Source organism: Paenibacillus terrae HPL-003, assembly GCF_000235585.1.
In the GTDB taxonomy this organism is placed as follows: Bacteria; Bacillota; Bacilli; order Paenibacillales; family Paenibacillaceae; genus Paenibacillus; species Paenibacillus terrae_B.
This window is the reverse complement of the sequence record NC_016641.1, coordinates 5,696,083-5,712,126: the sequence shown is the minus strand read 5'-3', so window position 1 is coordinate 5,712,126 and position 16,044 is coordinate 5,696,083. Positions and strand designations below refer to the sequence as shown.

Sequence of the window (16,044 nt, the reverse complement as noted above, 5' to 3'; positions counted from 1 at the left end):
ATATAGTATGCCGCTTATGTTCTATTTCGACAAAAAGTCAGTCGAGACAAGCTGCTTCACATCAAACGGCTTCTTGAAAGTGCCGATGGAAGTATAGAAATCAACGACATCCTTCATGGTGTCGTAAATCCAGCCGCCTTCGCCCATGCCTTTGATGTTGTCAGCCATCGTATACAAATGAACGGTAGGGTACATGTCCTTGACCTCTTCGGCACTCACCTGCAGGTCACCTGCCGTCAGCTCCGCAGCAGCATTCAGATCGCTATTGACATACTCTGTAGCGTCCTCTACCGCCTTCAGTGTATTCAATAGCCACTCCGGCTTCTCCTTGGCGTTCTTGGCCGATACCACTACAACATCCAGAATTGTATTCTTCATATCGGCTGTGGATATGATAATGTTGCCATTTCGTGCTGTCGTGCCTTGAGACAGATAAGGCTCGAAGGTTGTTGCTGCATCTACACTGCCGGCAACAAATGCGGCACCGCCTTTGCCCGGACCTATGTCTACCAGATTGACATCGTCCACGGTCATTCCTGCTGTAGCGAGTGCTTTAGCCAGCATATAATGGGTAACTTCGCCATATTGAGCAGTGACGGATTTTCCCTTCAGGTCAGCGACGCTTTTGATGCTGGCATCAGCTACAATGCCGTCCGCACCCGTGGAGGCATTGTGCAAATAGACGATTTTCGGCAGCGTGCTAATATCGGAGCCTTCCTCGATAAGTGCATTGACGGAAACCAAATAAGATTGGAGTGTCGTGAAGGCAATGTCTACGTCTCCTGTCATGACACTCATTAGAGGAGAAGTAGCTCCAAACGCGCCGATTTGCAGGTCTACGTTATGGTCAAGGTCGAATTTTTTATCATCCAGGGCATAGATGCCAATGCCCCCGATGAATGGGGCATATGCCGTTTTAACTGTAACAGGACTTGTTTTCGCACTGGTAGAGTTATTGTCGCCTGCAGCGTTAGTCGCACTACCCGCTGAGTTTGTGTTCCCGCAAGCCAATAAACCAGATAACATGACAATCGACAACAGCATGGTCGCGCCTGTTTTCATGAAGCTGAATTTGTTTCGGTTCATATTAATTCTTCCCCTCCATTTGGTTTGTATATGATAAACATCCGGTGGGTGAGCCAAAGAATCATTCCACCAGATTGTGAATCCATTTGTTGCTCCGAATACGGAGGCGAACGAGCATATATTTACACAGATCATCGAGAATGACGAACAAAAACACAATTTCGATGCCGAGATTAAGCGCATAGCCGGTCAGGAACGTAAGCGGAAGGGATACGCACCAAAGTGTTGCATTGTCGATGACAAAGCACATCCTCGTATCTCCTCCGGCCCGCAGCGTCCCCATAATATGAATGAAGTTCATTCCCTTGATGGGCATGATGACGGCCAGGTACATCACGAGAAGGATAATGGTATTCCGAACTTCTTGCGAAATCCCTTGATACAGGTTCAGGAAGAGGGGCACGCAGGTCATCATAATTATGCCCAGCAGCACGCCCCCTAGGGCGGTATACGTCGCCATGCGGCTGGAATAATAGGGAGCCTTCTCGGATTTACCCTCGCCAATGGTTTGCCCGAGTATAATGGCGGCGGCTTGCCCGGTGCCGATAAAAAAGGCGATAAGCAGTTGTTCCAGCACCTTGGCGATTCCAACCGCAGCTCCGACCGTATAGCCCATATGATAGAAAACGACGCTGTACATGGCGTATCCGATACTCCACACGGTTTCATTCAAAATGACCGGAGCGGAGGTTTTAAAATATACAGTAAGAAAGCTCTTTTGGGCTGAGAGCAGATCCCGGATCGTCGGTGCAAAGCTTCTGAATCTGCTGTACAGGATGGAAGTCATAATCAGCATTTCTATCGTTCTGGCCATAACAATGGCAATGGCAGCTCCCTGAATACCGAGCACAGGCAAGCCGGCATACCCAAAAATGAGCAAATAGCTGAGCACAACATCGATTATGATGGTCAAGACGATGATTCGCAGAGGAATACCGGCTCTCCCGATATTTCGATAAATCATTGTGCAGGCCAGGGATAACCCGGTAGGCAAATAACTGATGCCGACTATCTGCAGATAGTTGGCGGCCTGCTCGACCACCTCGTATTCGTTAGAGAAAATATGCAGCACCTGGGTTGGGAACAGCAGGGCGATCACAGTGAACAAGGCACTCACAGCAAGAACGAGGGCAAAGGCGACCGCAGATGCAACCTTGAGATTGTGGTGATCTCCCTTGCCGTAATATTGGGACAGAAAAATAGTAGAGCCGCTGACAATGCCGACAATGATGAGATTCAGTATGAAAAAGACTTGTCCCGCCAGGCTCGTGGCGGATACCTGCAGGTCCCCAAGCTGGCCCACCATCAAGGATGCGAAGGTGTTGGTAATGCTTGTCAACATGCTTTGCAGGCCGATCGGTAGCGACAAAAGCAAAAAACCTTTTAGAAAAGCCTTATCCTCATGAAAAGTACCGATAAAGTTAGTTTGTCGCATGAAGGTTATTCCCGAAATCTCTTGAATGCAGCAGACTGTGTATCTTCTTGCGGATCTGAATAAATTCCTGGGTGTCCTTAAGCTCCAGGTCCCGCTCCTGAGGCAGATCAATCGGAATATCGGCAATAACCCGCCCCGGACGGGAGCTCATGACGTACACACGCTGGGAGAGGAATACGGCTTCCTCAATGTCATGTGTTATAAAGATGACGGTATGCTTCTCCTTCTCCCATAATTCTCTCAGCTGCAGCTGCATATTCCCTTTAGTGTCGGGATCAAGCGCGCCAAAGGGCTCGTCCATGAGCAGCACCTCCGGATTGTTGGCGAGCGCACGTGCGATGGCTACCCGTTGCTTCATGCCGCCGGACAGCTCCTTTGGCAGTCTGTTGCGGAAATCGGTTAAGCCGACAAGGCTTAAGTACTTCTCGACGATTTGATCCGCTTCCGGCTTGGGCATTTTCTTCAGCTTAAGGCCAAAGCGGATGTTTTTCTCCACCGTCAGCCACGGGAACAGCGTGTATGCTTGGAATACCATGCCGCGGTCCGCACCCGGCCCTGTCATGACGCGGTTATCCAGCAGGATATCGCCGGAAGTCGCTTCGTCCAAACCGGCAAATATGCGGAGCAGGGTAGATTTGCCGCAGCCGGAGGGGCCAACCACACTAATAAATTCATTGTCTGCAATATCTATATTGATGTCTTGGAGCGCGAGGATTTCCGTTTTTTTGGATCGGTAAATTTTGTTGAGATTTTTGCAGGAAATTTTAATAGTCGGCGTTTGTTTCATTAAATAGGTCCCCCTTTCGAGTGTTGCTGTTGTTACACATCTTCGGCCCAGTGGAACAGACGTTTGTTGATGAATGCAAATATGCGGTCGAATAGCAAACCGAGAATGCCGATCACAAAAATGCCGCCAAAGATGATATAAGTCTTCATAAACCGTTCCGCAATCATAATGTTGTAGCCAAGACCAGAGCTCGAAGCTAGCATTTCCGCCATAATCAGGTACGTCCAGGCCCAGCCCATGACCATGCGCATCGTATCCATGACATTAGGCATAATGGCGGGGATGATGACGTTGCGGATCACCTGTGTCTGAGAGGCGCCCAGTGTATAAGCCGTGTTGATCAGGTCGATTTGGATGCCCTTGACGATATCCGCAATCATGGCGGTCATCGAAAAAACGGCGCCGACGACGATAATCGTAATTTTTGCGGTTTCCCCTACGCCGGTCCATACCATAATCAGCGGAATCAGTGCCGAAACGGGGAGGTAGCGGAAGAATTCGATCAACGGCTTGGTTACGGCGTTTATGATTTTGTAAGTGCCTGAGAGCAGGCCCAGCGGAATGCCGATTACAACGGCGATAAGAAAGCCCATCAGCACACGGTAGCAGCTGATAGCGATATCCGCCCAGAGGCTTCCATTCTGGATAGCGGAGAGCAGGTAGGAGAAGGTCGCTTGAGGTGTAGGCAGAAAGATGGGGTTGATTCCCGAATAATTGCTTCCTACGTACCACAGCAAAATCAGCAACATAAAAGTGATAATCATAATTGAATTGAAAAGACGAGAGTTGATATCCCGACGAATCCGAAACAGGTTCCGTAGCAGACCTCTGTTGTTCACTGGCTAATTCCCCTTTCAAAGTATGCTTGTTCTACTCTCCCATTTCGTAAATTTTCAAGCCAAGTTGCAATTGAAGCCGCGCTTCCGCATCGTCGAAAGAGATCCCGAGCATCGTTTTGATCTTATCGAGACGGTAAACGATGGTATTGTAGTGGGTATACATGGCTAGTGCGGTGAGTTTGATGTTGCAGCCCATTTGAAAGTAAGCAGTCAGCGTTGGAATCAGGCTGGAGTTATGGGCTTTGTCATATTGCACGAGAGGCCGGACAAAGCGGTCGATAAACTTATCCACGTTGGCATGCTTGGGGAGCAAGGTCAGTATCGTATAGATGCCCAGCTGCTTCCAGGTGATCAGTTTGGCATTCTCTCGGCTGATGCAGGAGGCGATATATAAGTTTTCTGTATCGATATATCCCGCATTAATGGAAAGTGGAGCGCTGGATTCACCGATGCATAAGGAGAAATTTGTTGTGCCGCACGCTTCGGCAATTAGCCGGATCAGGGCTTCCGTCTCATCTGGCGGAACATTGCCGCCGCCAGCGGGCTGAGGCATGAGCACGATGATTTTTCCAGACATGGCCGTAAATAACGCCGGGCTCTCGGGGTCCATATGATTGAGCTTTGACAGCATGGCTGAGTCTGGTGTCGGCTGCAGGCTGGAATGGAATTTCACAATGATCACACGGTAGCAGCAGGCTGACAGATTGCTGTACCCGTAAAACTGACCTTTAATATCGAGATCCTCCGAGCTGGGAATGCAGCCCATCAGCCAGTCTTTCAAAAAATCATCAAAGTATTTGGCCTGAACCAGCTTATAGGTGTTCTCACTGCTAAGCCGAATATTAAGCAGCGGGAGCATTCGGGACACCGTGGACAGATCAAGATCGCTGCAGGCTCCATTCTTCTCCGCGAGTAGTACCAGAATCGGATCCCGCTCTGTCTCCCACAGGTTAAAGACATGCAGGTTGACGCAGCGGCCTGCGGCGTCTTCAACCTGAATCGTGCTGTGCTTGGGGGAAGATCTGGAGTCAAAGCCCAGGAGATGATTGTAGAAGGACTTGAAATAATCCATTTGCTCTGGTGAAGCGATGAACTGGCTGAAAGCATTCAGGATGGAGATTGGATTGCCGATCATCTCTTCAACCACCTCAAGAATTTTCGGCATATCGTAACCATGGAGCATAAGCTCCGACACCTGCTCAAGCCGGCGCTGCAGCAGCAGAATGTTGTGGGCTTCAAAGGTTATAACCTTCTCCATGACCTCACGTACGACATTAGAGAAAATGGTTGACTCCGAAAGCTCGAATAGCGGCAGCCCATGAGCTTCTGCGCAATCAATGATTTTCTGCGGAATCTCGGCAATAAACCTTTTGGGCTTAATGCCGAATGCCGCTACACCCCGGTTAACCAGATGGGGGATAAGCTCAAGAAAGGCATCCATATTATTTTGGTAGGAATACCCGGTTGTCACCAGAAACTCGTTTGCCTGCGCCCAGTTTTGAATATCCGGGACCTCCATGATGTTGACTCGGCTAATGATATTATCCAAATTTCCCCTGCCTGCGAGCAGCTTGAGACCTTGCAGGGAATTCATTTCAAACAGGTCTGTACACCGGAATGAAGGCGATGATTGTTCATAAGGTATTCTGGTTGTTGTCATCGCTTCCGCCTCCCTTTTTTCCAGCAGAGATATTAATTTTAGCCTGTCGCAGAGGTGTCATTACGTAGCCTGTCTGTTTCCGCCGCTGCCCACCCGCCGTATCTCGTAATATCCTCGCCGTTTTGCTCGGCATAAGGCTCACATATAAAACCGGTTATTTCAATTTCTCCTTCAAGCTTGATTTTGCCGATTCCAAGCGGGGCGGGAACCAGACGGATGAATTCGCCAAGTCGGCCAACAGGAATTCTCCATACTTCTACCGCAATGGAGCTTCCCTGCTCGGAGCGGATGAGTCCCGGCTTTGCAGGGATTGAGTTTAAGCGGATCAGCCGGTAGCAAGGAGCTGTCCGATCGGAGCGCACAAAGGAAGCGCCACAATTGAGCAGTTGCTTCTCTAGCGGGAAGCCCCGCATGTGCAGGCCGCAAACGGCAAGCTCGATGGATTCGGTCTTCAGAAATTCGGTGGACGCACCTTTCAGAATGCTTTCTTGCCCTCTCATGGAGAACAATGTTATGCCAAAAGGAAGCTGCTCTTCTGCATAATCAGAAGGCAGGGCGACCGCGCACAGATCCAGCAGATTGCAGTGGTTCGTATAATGGCCCATAGCGCTGTTTGTGGAAACCGGGGAGGCCGCAACCTGCTCTCTGGTCCAGGTTCCGCCACAAGTTGGCATCACGAGCACGGCATCCTTTAAGAGAGAATCGGCTTGCTCTTTGTATTCGCGAAGCTCGTGAAGCGCCTTGAATACGGAAGCCGCATCATAGCCCTTAACCAGCGAGGAGCGCAGAATTTGTTCAGTAACCGGGAAGATTTCCCCGGGGTGGCTCTCGACAAATTCCCCCAGGTCAGACCAGCGCTCAGCGACCCAAGGACCGTCGTACAAAATGCTGGAAGTCTTGTTGAAAATGCTGGAATCGACATACTCAATAGGAATTCCGCAAAGTTCCAGGCGCCTTACTGCCGCCTCCCATGCCATGCGGTATGAATCTTTGTAATCTCCGTAAAAGTATAGTTGTTCTTTGGGCAGCAGTATTTTTTGAGGCTTCATTGAGGCAATGGTTTCATAAATCTCTGTACCCACGCCGCTCCTCCGCTTGCCGCGGGCTACAGCATCAATGAGGTAAGCGTCCTCCAGCGTATTGGCAAATACCGTTACGCAATCGAGGGTGGCGCAAGCCGGCACCACACCCCGGGTAGGCCAATCGCCGATAGTTGATTTGTAGCCTACTAGGTCATTAAGCGCTGCCGGGATACGTCCCGACCCGGCCGTGTCGGTCCCAAGCGAGAAGACGGCTTGACCTCTCGCGACGGCTACAGCAGAACCGCTGCTGGAGCCTCCACTGATCAGTTCGGGCTTAAGCGAGTTATGTGTTTCTCCAAAAGGGCTGCGTGTGCCCACGAGACCGGTCGCGAATTGATCCAGATTTGTTTTGCCAATGGGAATTGCTCCTGCTTCCACCAGTCTGGATACAATTTCCGCACTCTTCTCTGGCAGATAGGCGTAAGCGGGGCAAGCTGCCGTTGTGGTCACTTCTGCCAGATCAATATTATCTTTGATGGCGAAAGGAATGCCCCATAGCGGGTATTCATCCGGATTCTTATGTTCCAGGTTGTCCAGATAAGGCTTGATATGGGATAAAGCGGGTGGAACGATCCAGATGTTGCTCTCTTTTTCCTGCTCGGCCTGCTTGATAATGTGCTCCATTAAAACTAAAGGCGTCAGTTTACCGTTTTTGTACATCGTTTTCAATGTGTCGATGGTCAATTTTCTCAAAATTATTGAAACCCCTCTCTGTTAGATAGTTAAGTCATGTGTTTTGTGAAAGATTGAGCAATAAAAGTTAATGTCAGGTATTATGACGTTTTAAACAAATAAAAAGGTGGTGACGAGAAACTTTAAATATTTTGTGTGAAGAATTTTAACATGTTAATTATGTTCTTCATTATCGTTCCCGGTCTGGAAGACTGTCAAGACATCCTTAGATCGTGGGAAGATTTTCATCATATGTTGACAGATTAGGCTGTAAAAGCAGGAGGCGATTTGTGAAATGTCACTAAATAAATCGCTCTGACTTTGTGAATGATTAATCAAATATTTCCACGAACCCTTGCTATTGCAGCTATTTTGAGCAGATAAGAAGGTAGGGGAAAGGTGATTCTTGGGGGGAGCAAGTAGGCGAAAGTGAGATTCGTTCGAGCATCAAGATTTTGATTTTTCTTGTTTGACAATTGCTTAAATGCTATGTTATCTTGCCTAACATAAAGTTTGATAAGCTAGAGTTAGTCTTCTCCGTGGAGGAAAATTGTAGGGACAAGAAGTGAAGAGGAGTGAGCGATGGATGAATGCGATTTGGAGTGAAACGATGCATCCGGGGGGCAAATGGTCCGGCATCATCGGCAAAGGGAAGATGATTCGCTTGACTGCGGTTGAACCAGGCGCCAATGTTTCGATGCTGATGTACCATGCGCGGGATTTAACGGAGCGTTACAATATGCCCGATACACTGAAAGCGCAGCATACGGCACACTTGACGAAGGGCAACGTGCTCATGAGCGATAATGGAAGAGCGATGGCCAGCATTGTACACGACGATTTGGGCTGGCATGATCCGCTGGGCGGTTACACGACAAGAGCGGGCACAGACAGCAAGTACGGGGCTAGCCGTTATCAGGAAAGTCGCAATGACTGGCTGCGCAGCGGCCAAGAAAATCTGGCGGTTGAGCTTGTTAGAAACGGCCTCGGTGATAGGGATATGGCACCTGTGGTGAACTGGTTCTCCAAGGTGTTTTGCGATGAGGAAGGAAATATGCTTTTTGCAGGAAATCACTGTGCTGCTGGAACAACGGTGACGCTTCGCTTAGAGATGGATGTGCTATTGATCTTGTCCAATACGCCGCATCCTCTTGATCCGCAGGAGGTTTATCCGTCTGTGCCGATCAAGATTGAGGTGCTTCCTGCCGTGCAGATTGATTCGGCTGACTATTGCGTCAATTTTCGGCCGGAGAATCGCCGGGCCTTCGACAACACATGGACGTATTACGCACTGCAAGACTAGCTGTCATCTTTTTTTGTGAGGAGGAAGAAGAACATGTTAAAGGCATTTCATCGGGTGGAGAGCCCCCGGAATCCGGAGGCCGCTGTTTATGATAAGGTTATCCCGGCCGGCGAAGGCTGGATGTATGAGCTGCAGCCGGGACAGGTGCTTAGAATCGTGGATCTGGAAGGAAACCAAGCCGCGGACACACTGTTTTATGATGCGGATCATCCAGAAGACCATTATAGCGCTGTACGGACGTTTAACGCGCAAAGTAATATTTATTTGACCACAGGCTCAACCCTTTTGGCTGAATCCGGCAAGGAGCTTGCTGCCATAGTGGCAGATACATGCGGACGTCATGACACACTGGGCGGCTCCTGTTCTTCTCAGAGCAATACGGTCCGGTATGCGCATGAGAAAGGGCACATGCATAATTGCCGTGATACGTTTATGCTGGAGCTTGCCAAACATCCGGAAGGTCACCGTTATGCGAAAAGGGATCTGTCTCCGAACATTAACTTTTTCATGAATGTGCCTGTAACCCCTGAGGGTGGATTAACGTTTGAAGACGGTGTGTCTGGACCTGGATGTTACGTGGAACTCCAATCGAAATGCCATTCGATGGTGCTTATCAGTAATTGCCCACAGTTAAACAATCCGTGCAACGCGTATAACCCTACGCCCGTCCAGGTGCTTATTTGGAATGAATAGACTCATTGGCCGGTGGCCTTGAAACAATTAGTGGAATTGATAAATGGAATCGCCAATCGCAGGATTTCAATGAAGATGAATAATTTCTTTAGCCGAAAAATAGAGTTGGCTCTACGAACGTGTAGAAACAATTCTATTTTTTTGTGTTATTATATTCGTTTTATAAAATGTTATGGATACTTCTAGTGTATCGATTTCAATATACTTAGAAGATGCTCATGTTGTGGGAATTATTTTACAGTATTATAAGATAAGAGAGTATGGAGGCCAAATGCAAAAAAAGACGAATAGCTAGGAGTTTTGACATCATGAAAAAACAGTTCAGTATTCAATCCGCTGTTCCTTCGGATCTGGAGGCGGCGGATCATGTTTTTGAAAGTTCCATATCTGCGGCATTTGAACAGGAGGGTCTGGAAGCTTTAATCGACGACATACAGCAGGAGATTGAACATAAAAAACAGTTGCTGCGTGCATCTTTGTCAGCTTTGAATCCAGACTTGTTTTTCCTGACGGCCAAACATAACCATAACGTTGTTGGAACGATCTCTTATGGCCCCTGCGGAGAAGAAATCAGGAAGTGCACCAACGGCGAACTCCAGCATGTGGGGACTTTGGGGAGTTTGTATGTGCTGCCCAGTTATCAGGGACAGGGAGTAGGCTCGGCGTTAATTCGAGCTTTGATGATCAGGCTGAAGGAAATGGAAGTTGCGCAATTTTGCCTGGATAGCGGCTTCAAAATAGCCCAGACCAAATGGTTGCGAAAATTCGGCGCCCCCTACACCGTTGCAAAGGATTATTGGGGCAAGGATGGAGATCACATGGTGTGGCTATGTGAAGTACAGGATTTTTTATGAGAAATAGAGTGAATCAATCTCCTGTAGCCTGAGTAGAAGTGAGCCGCTGGGCCTTATTGGTTCGAGAGAGAAAACCGCCTGTGCTTAAATCTTGCATCTGAAGAGGAGATGAATGTGAGCATATAGTGACATAAAGAGTTCATCCAGCCCATTATGAAGTGCACTCCTTTATAATAATAAAAAAAGGGACAAGGAGATGAACTCAAGATGAAAAAATTAACCTTGATAGCTACCGGGTTAGTTGCGGTCGCCATAGGAACATACCTGATTGCAGGGAATGCCCAGAGAGAAGAAGCAGATAACCAGGGAGCGTCAAATATCAAGCAATTGGTGCATGATTTCAGTACAAGAAAGGCAACGGCCGAGTCTGCTTCCATCACTTCCAGTCAGTTGAGCGTATCGGAGGATGGTAAAACCACAAAGACCTACGCTCTGCCTGACAACGAATTTTTTCTTTCGATCGCGCCATATATGGAACAAACCCACCCTTGTGCAACCCATAGCCTGACCGGTTGTCAAGGCGAAATGAAGGATGAAGAGTTCAGTGTAACGATTCATGATTCCGCCGGGAATTCAGTCATGAATAAAACCTTGATGAAATCCCAGCCCAATGGATTTATTGATCTATGGCTGCCGCGTGACAAAACCTATAGCGTTACGGTGGAGCATGAAGGCAAAACTGCAAATTCCCAAATCTCCACGTTTAAAAAGGACGATACCTGTATTACCACGATGCAATTGAGTTAACGCAGTGAATCAAACTCCAGTATCCTACTGGACGGTTTTGAAGGAGAAGTTATGCATAGTGGACTAAACGAGTCGACCAAGAATTAAATTCCTGGAACGACTCGTTTTTAAGATGGGTTAGATATTGAATCCAGAATCATATCAGCTACAGTACTTGCAATCTCATCCAATTCAACGGTTCGAGCATCAGGAATCGACGGGGGAGTAGAACTTAATCTTTGCAGCAATCCCATCATCGTCTGGAAAATAGATACTGACATTTTGAAAGAATCAACATCAGGCTTCAAAGAACCGTCCTGTATTCCTTTAGAAATCATTTCTTCTAAAAAATGATTATGAAAACCCTCTTTGATAAAACGCTCAAAGCGGGCTGCCAACTCCTCTTCTTGACATTTATACTTGTAGTAAAGATCAAAAAACATGATAAATCGTAGTTCCTTCCCATGCTCTTTGGCAAAATCAATCCAGCTGTACAGCAAGCTTCGCAGGCTTTCTTTCCCGCTTATATTGTCTTCATTGCCCGCCTTTATAAACTCGGTCATATTTTTGAGTATATTCATAGCTACTTCAAAAACAAGCTCGTCCAGACTTTTAAAATATTTATAAAAGGTAACTCTGCTGATTCCAACAACATCACATATTTGTTGAATATTTATACCCGAAAAATGATACTCCAAAAATAATTGGGTTCCAGCTTTGAGAATTTCCTCCTGATGCTTGTGTTTCAGATTTGTATGCCATGTGCTGGTCATTGTTCAACACTCACCTTTTTTTGTAATTTGGGTCGTCTAATCAAGCCAATCGTTGCCATCAGAATAAATGCACCCAGAATATAAGGCAAATTGATGTGAACGTCAAAAAGTGTTCCGGCTATAACGGGGCCCAATATGTTACCCAAACTATTATATGTAGTATTAAGTCCAGCAACAAAACCTTGCTGATCACCAGCTTGCTTGGAAAGGAGCGTATTTACTGTAGGACGTAACAATGAATTAAATAAAAAGAAAAGAGCAGATACCGCGATCAGATAGGAAAAATTAACTTTGATAAGCATGAGCAACAGAGCAATGCTAGTCACAATAAGCGAGTATCGGATGAGATTGTATTCTCCAATCCTTCGGATGAGTTTATCCATAAACCATACTTGTACGATAATACCTATCGCTGCACCCAGTGTAATCAGGACGGAAATCTCCATAGAACTAAATCCATATTTCTGCTCAATGTACAATGAAAATACGGTTTCATAATTTACCAAGCCGAAGGTCATAACCAAAACTAACACCAGCAAAGGAAAATAAGGCAACGTAAACGATTGTACAAGCTGTTTCCAAATCGAGGGGGTAGCTGTGGCTTTATGAACCTGCGTTCTTTTTTCGACAGGCAATGTTTCAGGGAGAACGAAAGTCAATACGGTAGCCACCAGCCCCAAGCCAGCCGCTATAAAATAAGGAAATCGTACGCCAAAGCCAGCCAAAAGACCTCCGATCCCCGGGCCCAGTACCATCCCCAAGCTCATTGCTGCGCTCAGGTACCCCATCCCTTTTGCACGCTGATCATGTGTTGTGATGTCCGCGACATAGGCAAGCACGGAAGGAACCATGATGCCTAAGCCGATTCCTCCGATAAAGCGGGCAAGATACAATACAGGCAGGTGATACGCTATCGCAAATATATAATCCGAAATAACAGTGAGAGCCAGGCCGATTAAAATCATTTTCTTGCGTCCATATTGGTCAGACCAGCGTCCGCCAATCGGTGAAAACAAGAACTGAGCTGCACCAAAAGCAGCAACCAGGTATCCAGCAGCCGTGCCTGCAGCATGAAACTGTTTTAAATAATCCGGCAAAATAGGAATAACCATGCCTTGACCCAGCAAAGCAATAAATAGATTAAGCATTAAAATAAATAGGGGCAGTTTTTTCTGCAATGGGGAATTGGACATTAGAAGCACTCCTTCAAGATAGTCGTAAAATAAATAAGAGAACACCATTTACATCTCGTTAATAGTTTACAATATGTACACGTCTGTTGATTAACCAGAATAAGTAATTTGATTCATAGAAGCAGAGACACGCTTAAGAAGAACATCCTGAGTCTGGATCAGCCATTCCACCGGTAGATTTTGCAGAAGAAAAAGACGAGAAAATCGAGCAAAGGAAAGAATGGCATGTTTGGGCCATGTCCCTTGAGCGGCATCAAATAACCATTTAAGCAGGACATAAACGATGAGCGCACAAAAGAGTTGCCCATAGACCGCATTTTCGGTTGTTCCAAACAGCGTTGGAATATTCAAATGTTGCTTGATCCAACGGAAAAAGACCTCAATCTGCCATCGAGCTTTATACATCTGTGCGATTTGTTCCGCTGTGACCTGCATTAAATCGGTAACGACTCGGATTACTCGACCTTCAAAATCTCGAAACATCACCACACGATGACGTTGCTTGGAACGACACTGCGGTGTCCCCAACTGGCAGGTGATATCCCGAATGACAGAAGAATCTGCTTTCTGGAGACGGGAAAGGGCATGAGGTTTTTCCAAATGGACGTTGTCGCGAAGCCGAATGACAAAGGATTGTCCTTGGATTTTGAAGTCGTCCAGACGCTCCAGTTTCCCATAAGCACGGTCCATCACCACAATGTAGTCCGGTTGAGCCAACGTTTCACTCATGGGGCCATCATGCTTGGAACCCAGGGTTTCAATCACCTGAAGCGGTTGCCCATTTTGGGCTCGCAAAGCGACATGAAGTTTAATGCCCGCACGCTCTCCGTGATAAGGAGCCCAGGGTAGTCGTGTTTTTCCCACTGTTGTGGTGGTCGAATCGATGAGAAGTAATTCTTTGGGAAACGTAAGTTTTCGGCGTGTTTCTCGGCTACACTTGTGAATGACTCGATGAAGAAGCTCCTTAAATATAGCAAAGGGGACTTCGGCCGCTTTGGTGGAAAAACACGAATAATGAACCATAGGTAAGCCACTGCGAGCGGCATGATCCACACCGGAACGATAACTGTCCCATTGTTCTAAGGCAGCTACACACCAGTATTGAAGTAAGTGGGTTACTGTGAATTTACGGGCTTTGTCTTCATAATCTGCTCCCTTGGTAACGCTTTGCACTTCTTCCGGTGTCAGAATGGATTGAAGGATCAATGGGATCGTGATAGACTTTTTCATGGAGTCGTCACCTTTCGGTTAAGTTTGTAGGGGTACAAACATTTTACCGAGTTGGCGGCTCTTTTTCTACCATTTAGTGGTTAATCAACAGGTGTGCAATATGTAAATAGTATAATCCACACACTGTACTTTAAGAAATTGCATCAGCCAAACGCACGAAAACGGAAAACAGATGCCACTGCGGCATGTCTGCGTTCCCGTTGAGCGTTCTGTACTGCCTTTTATCATTGACAAAATTACATTTCTCCGTCATAATCCAAAAATGATAATGATTATCATTATCTTAAAATGTACATATACGGGGAGATACATTCTATGAAAAAAGGTTTAAGCGGGGTTTTATTGCTACTGGCTTTTGCGCTTGCCCTGGCAGGCTGTGGAGCGGCAGGTAAACCATCGGATACAAGTCAGGCGTCAACTTCCGGCAGCACACCAGCCGAAGCAGCGGGACCTGTGAAAGTAAAGCATAATCGTGGTGAGATCACACTCGACAGCCCGGCCAAGCGTGTTGTTGTGCTGGAATGGACATTTACGGAGGATATGGTTGCGCTGGGCGTTCAGCCCATTGGTAATGCGGATAATGCCGGATACAAGCAGTATGTATCTTCGGAGGCGGCTCTGGACAGCAGCGTGACCGATGTCGGAACGCGCAATGAGCCCAATCTGGAGGCGATTGCTGCATTGAAGCCAGATCTGATTATTTCCAATGTTGATGGAAATGCAGCTATCTATGACCAACTGAAAGCCATTGCACCGACAGTTGAATATAGTCTGAATAGCGGTAAAGGCTACGATTATGACAAAATGGTAGAGATATTCAATAACATCGCGGTCGCTCTTGGAAAAGAAGACAAAGCGAAGCAGGTGCTGAAGGAACTAGATCAGCATTATGCACAGGCCAAAGAAAAGCTCGCCGCTGCCGGAAAAGCAGACTTCCATTATATTCTGACACAGGCGTTCACTTATCAAAATGCGGCCAGTCTGCGCATGTTCGCGGATAACTCGGTCGTCGTAGGCACACTGGCGAAGATCGGGCTGGCTAACGATTGGAAACCGGCCAAGCTTGAACCGTATGGTTTTTCAACGGTAGGCATTGAATCGTTGTCTGCCGTTCAGGACAGCAACTTCCTCTATATTGTGCAGCCGGACGATGATGTTTTCGGTGCAGCGCTGAAAAGTAATTCGGTCTGGAACGGCCTGAATTTTGTCAAAGAAAAACGTACCTATGCATTGGACAGCAAGACATGGACGTTTGGCGGTCCTGTCTCGTCAAAAGCGTTGGTTGACACCGTTGTTGCGGCGATTACGAAATGAACCGGGGCTGAGTATTCTGTCCGGTTTATAACTGGCGTATGGCAAGCATGAATGGGGCGGTCTAACCGCTCTCATCCATGCTTTTTTTATAGGCTTATAGAATGGCTGCTATTTCGTTGCATCTCTATCCTTCCTCCAATAATGGCCTCAAGCTGATCCGCAGCTGTTGATAAATACATACATTCTCCAGTTTATTCTTCACCCGTTGCTACAGGCTTCTCCTCATAGCTAATCCAGTTGCTCGTCGGCGGAAATCGAGCCTGGGGACATCCGCTGCATCTCCTATATATTTATGGGCATCCAGGTCCCGTGTAATACCTTAATTTGTATATACTAAAAACCTATTAAAACGACTGCAAACTTCCGACATATTATCTAAGAGCTTTTCGCTCAATAC

At 47.1% G+C, this 16,044-nt stretch carries 14 protein-coding genes; 5 read left to right on the top strand and 9 right to left on the bottom strand.

The genetic code is table 11. The features are described from left to right. Positions 1–21: 21 nt before the first annotated feature. The 6 genes from HPL003_RS25350 to HPL003_RS25325 form a co-directional block, all read right to left on the bottom strand. Positions 22–1,086: an ABC transporter substrate-binding protein gene (locus HPL003_RS25350; protein WP_014282657.1), complete on the bottom strand. Its 1,065-nt coding sequence runs from the start codon at positions 1,084–1,086 to the stop codon at positions 22–24. Positions 1,087–1,147: 61 nt separating this feature from the next. Then, positions 1,148–2,521: an MATE family efflux transporter gene (locus HPL003_RS25345; RefSeq protein ID WP_014282656.1), complete on the bottom strand. Its 1,374-nt coding sequence runs from the start codon at positions 2,519–2,521 to the stop codon at positions 1,148–1,150. Further along, entirely contained in the window at positions 2,508–3,308 is an 801-nt protein-coding gene (locus tag HPL003_RS25340) for an ABC transporter ATP-binding protein (RefSeq protein WP_014282655.1), read from the bottom strand. Before HPL003_RS25340 ends, HPL003_RS25345 begins: the two co-directional genes overlap by 14 nt. Positions 3,309–3,340: 32 nt before the next feature. Further along, positions 3,341–4,147, bottom strand: a complete 807-nt coding sequence (locus HPL003_RS25335; protein WP_014282654.1) for an ABC transporter permease — start codon at positions 4,145–4,147, stop codon at positions 3,341–3,343. Positions 4,148–4,178: 31 nt separating this feature from the next. Next, positions 4,179–5,807, bottom strand: a complete 1,629-nt coding sequence (locus tag HPL003_RS25330) for a PucR family transcriptional regulator (RefSeq protein ID WP_014282653.1) — start codon at positions 5,805–5,807, stop codon at positions 4,179–4,181. A gap of 38 nt (positions 5,808–5,845) precedes the next feature. Then, entirely contained in the window at positions 5,846–7,582 is a 1,737-nt protein-coding gene (locus HPL003_RS25325; RefSeq protein ID WP_014282652.1) for an allophanate hydrolase, read from the bottom strand. Positions 7,583–8,147: 565 nt separating this feature from the next. Here HPL003_RS25325 and HPL003_RS25320 point away from each other — a divergent pair. From HPL003_RS25320 to HPL003_RS25305, 4 genes are all read left to right on the top strand, one after another. Then, entirely contained in the window at positions 8,148–8,864 is a 717-nt protein-coding gene (locus tag HPL003_RS25320; RefSeq protein WP_014282651.1) for an urea amidolyase associated protein UAAP1, read from the top strand. Between the two features lie 33 nt (positions 8,865–8,897). After that, complete coding sequence (locus tag HPL003_RS25315; protein WP_014282650.1) at positions 8,898–9,557, top strand: urea amidolyase associated protein UAAP2; 660 nt, start codon at positions 8,898–8,900, stop codon at positions 9,555–9,557. Positions 9,558–9,865: 308 nt separating this feature from the next. Then, positions 9,866–10,411 carry a GNAT family N-acetyltransferase gene (locus HPL003_RS25310; protein WP_014282649.1) on the top strand — a complete coding sequence of 182 codons (546 nt, stop codon included), beginning with the start codon at positions 9,866–9,868 and terminating at the stop codon, positions 10,409–10,411. A gap of 207 nt (positions 10,412–10,618) precedes the next feature. Next, positions 10,619–11,158, top strand: coding sequence for a CueP family metal-binding protein (locus HPL003_RS25305; protein ID WP_014282648.1), 540 nt, complete (start codon positions 10,619–10,621; stop codon positions 11,156–11,158). 107 nt (positions 11,159–11,265) lie between these two features. Here the strand turns inward: HPL003_RS25305 and HPL003_RS25300 are convergent, their stop codons facing one another. From HPL003_RS25300 to HPL003_RS25290, 3 genes are all read right to left on the bottom strand, one after another. Next, entirely contained in the window at positions 11,266–11,910 is a 645-nt protein-coding gene (locus HPL003_RS25300; protein ID WP_014282647.1) for a TetR/AcrR family transcriptional regulator, read from the bottom strand. Further along, positions 11,907–13,103: an MFS transporter gene (locus HPL003_RS25295; protein WP_014282646.1), complete on the bottom strand. Its 1,197-nt coding sequence runs from the start codon at positions 13,101–13,103 to the stop codon at positions 11,907–11,909. Before HPL003_RS25295 ends, HPL003_RS25300 begins: the two co-directional genes overlap by 4 nt. A 90-nt stretch (positions 13,104–13,193) precedes the next feature. Next, positions 13,194–14,333 (bottom strand): IS4 family transposase, encoded by a 1,140-nt coding sequence (locus HPL003_RS25290; RefSeq protein ID WP_014279141.1) that lies wholly within the window; start codon positions 14,331–14,333, stop codon positions 13,194–13,196. A gap of 315 nt (positions 14,334–14,648) precedes the next feature. On the opposite strand from HPL003_RS25290, the gene HPL003_RS25285 reads away from it, so the two are divergent. Further along, positions 14,649–15,647: an ABC transporter substrate-binding protein gene (locus tag HPL003_RS25285; RefSeq protein WP_014282645.1), complete on the top strand. Its 999-nt coding sequence runs from the start codon at positions 14,649–14,651 to the stop codon at positions 15,645–15,647. Positions 15,648–16,044: the final 397 nt, after the last annotated feature.

Coding starts and splice junctions, on each gene's coding strand:
- HPL003_RS25350 (WP_014282657.1), bottom strand. CDS start 1,086: ATGAACCGAAACAAATTCAGCTTCATGAAAACAGGCGCGACCATGCTG.
- HPL003_RS25345 (WP_014282656.1), bottom strand. CDS start 2,521: ATGCGACAAACTAACTTTATCGGTACTTTTCATGAGGATAAGGCTTTT.
- HPL003_RS25340 (WP_014282655.1), bottom strand. CDS start 3,308: ATGAAACAAACGCCGACTATTAAAATTTCCTGCAAAAATCTCAACAAA.
- HPL003_RS25330 (WP_014282653.1), bottom strand. CDS start 5,807: ATGACAACAACCAGAATACCTTATGAACAATCATCGCCTTCATTCCGG.
- HPL003_RS25320 (WP_014282651.1), top strand. CDS start 8,148: ATGAATGCGATTTGGAGTGAAACGATGCATCCGGGGGGCAAATGGTCC.
- HPL003_RS25315 (WP_014282650.1), top strand. CDS start 8,898: ATGTTAAAGGCATTTCATCGGGTGGAGAGCCCCCGGAATCCGGAGGCC.
- HPL003_RS25310 (WP_014282649.1), top strand. CDS start 9,866: ATGAAAAAACAGTTCAGTATTCAATCCGCTGTTCCTTCGGATCTGGAG.
- HPL003_RS25305 (WP_014282648.1), top strand. CDS start 10,619: ATGAAAAAATTAACCTTGATAGCTACCGGGTTAGTTGCGGTCGCCATA.
- HPL003_RS25300 (WP_014282647.1), bottom strand. CDS start 11,910: ATGACCAGCACATGGCATACAAATCTGAAACACAAGCATCAGGAGGAA.
- HPL003_RS25295 (WP_014282646.1), bottom strand. CDS start 13,103: ATGTCCAATTCCCCATTGCAGAAAAAACTGCCCCTATTTATTTTAATG.
- HPL003_RS25290 (WP_014279141.1), bottom strand. CDS start 14,333: ATGAAAAAGTCTATCACGATCCCATTGATCCTTCAATCCATTCTGACA.
- HPL003_RS25285 (WP_014282645.1), top strand. CDS start 14,649: ATGAAAAAAGGTTTAAGCGGGGTTTTATTGCTACTGGCTTTTGCGCTT.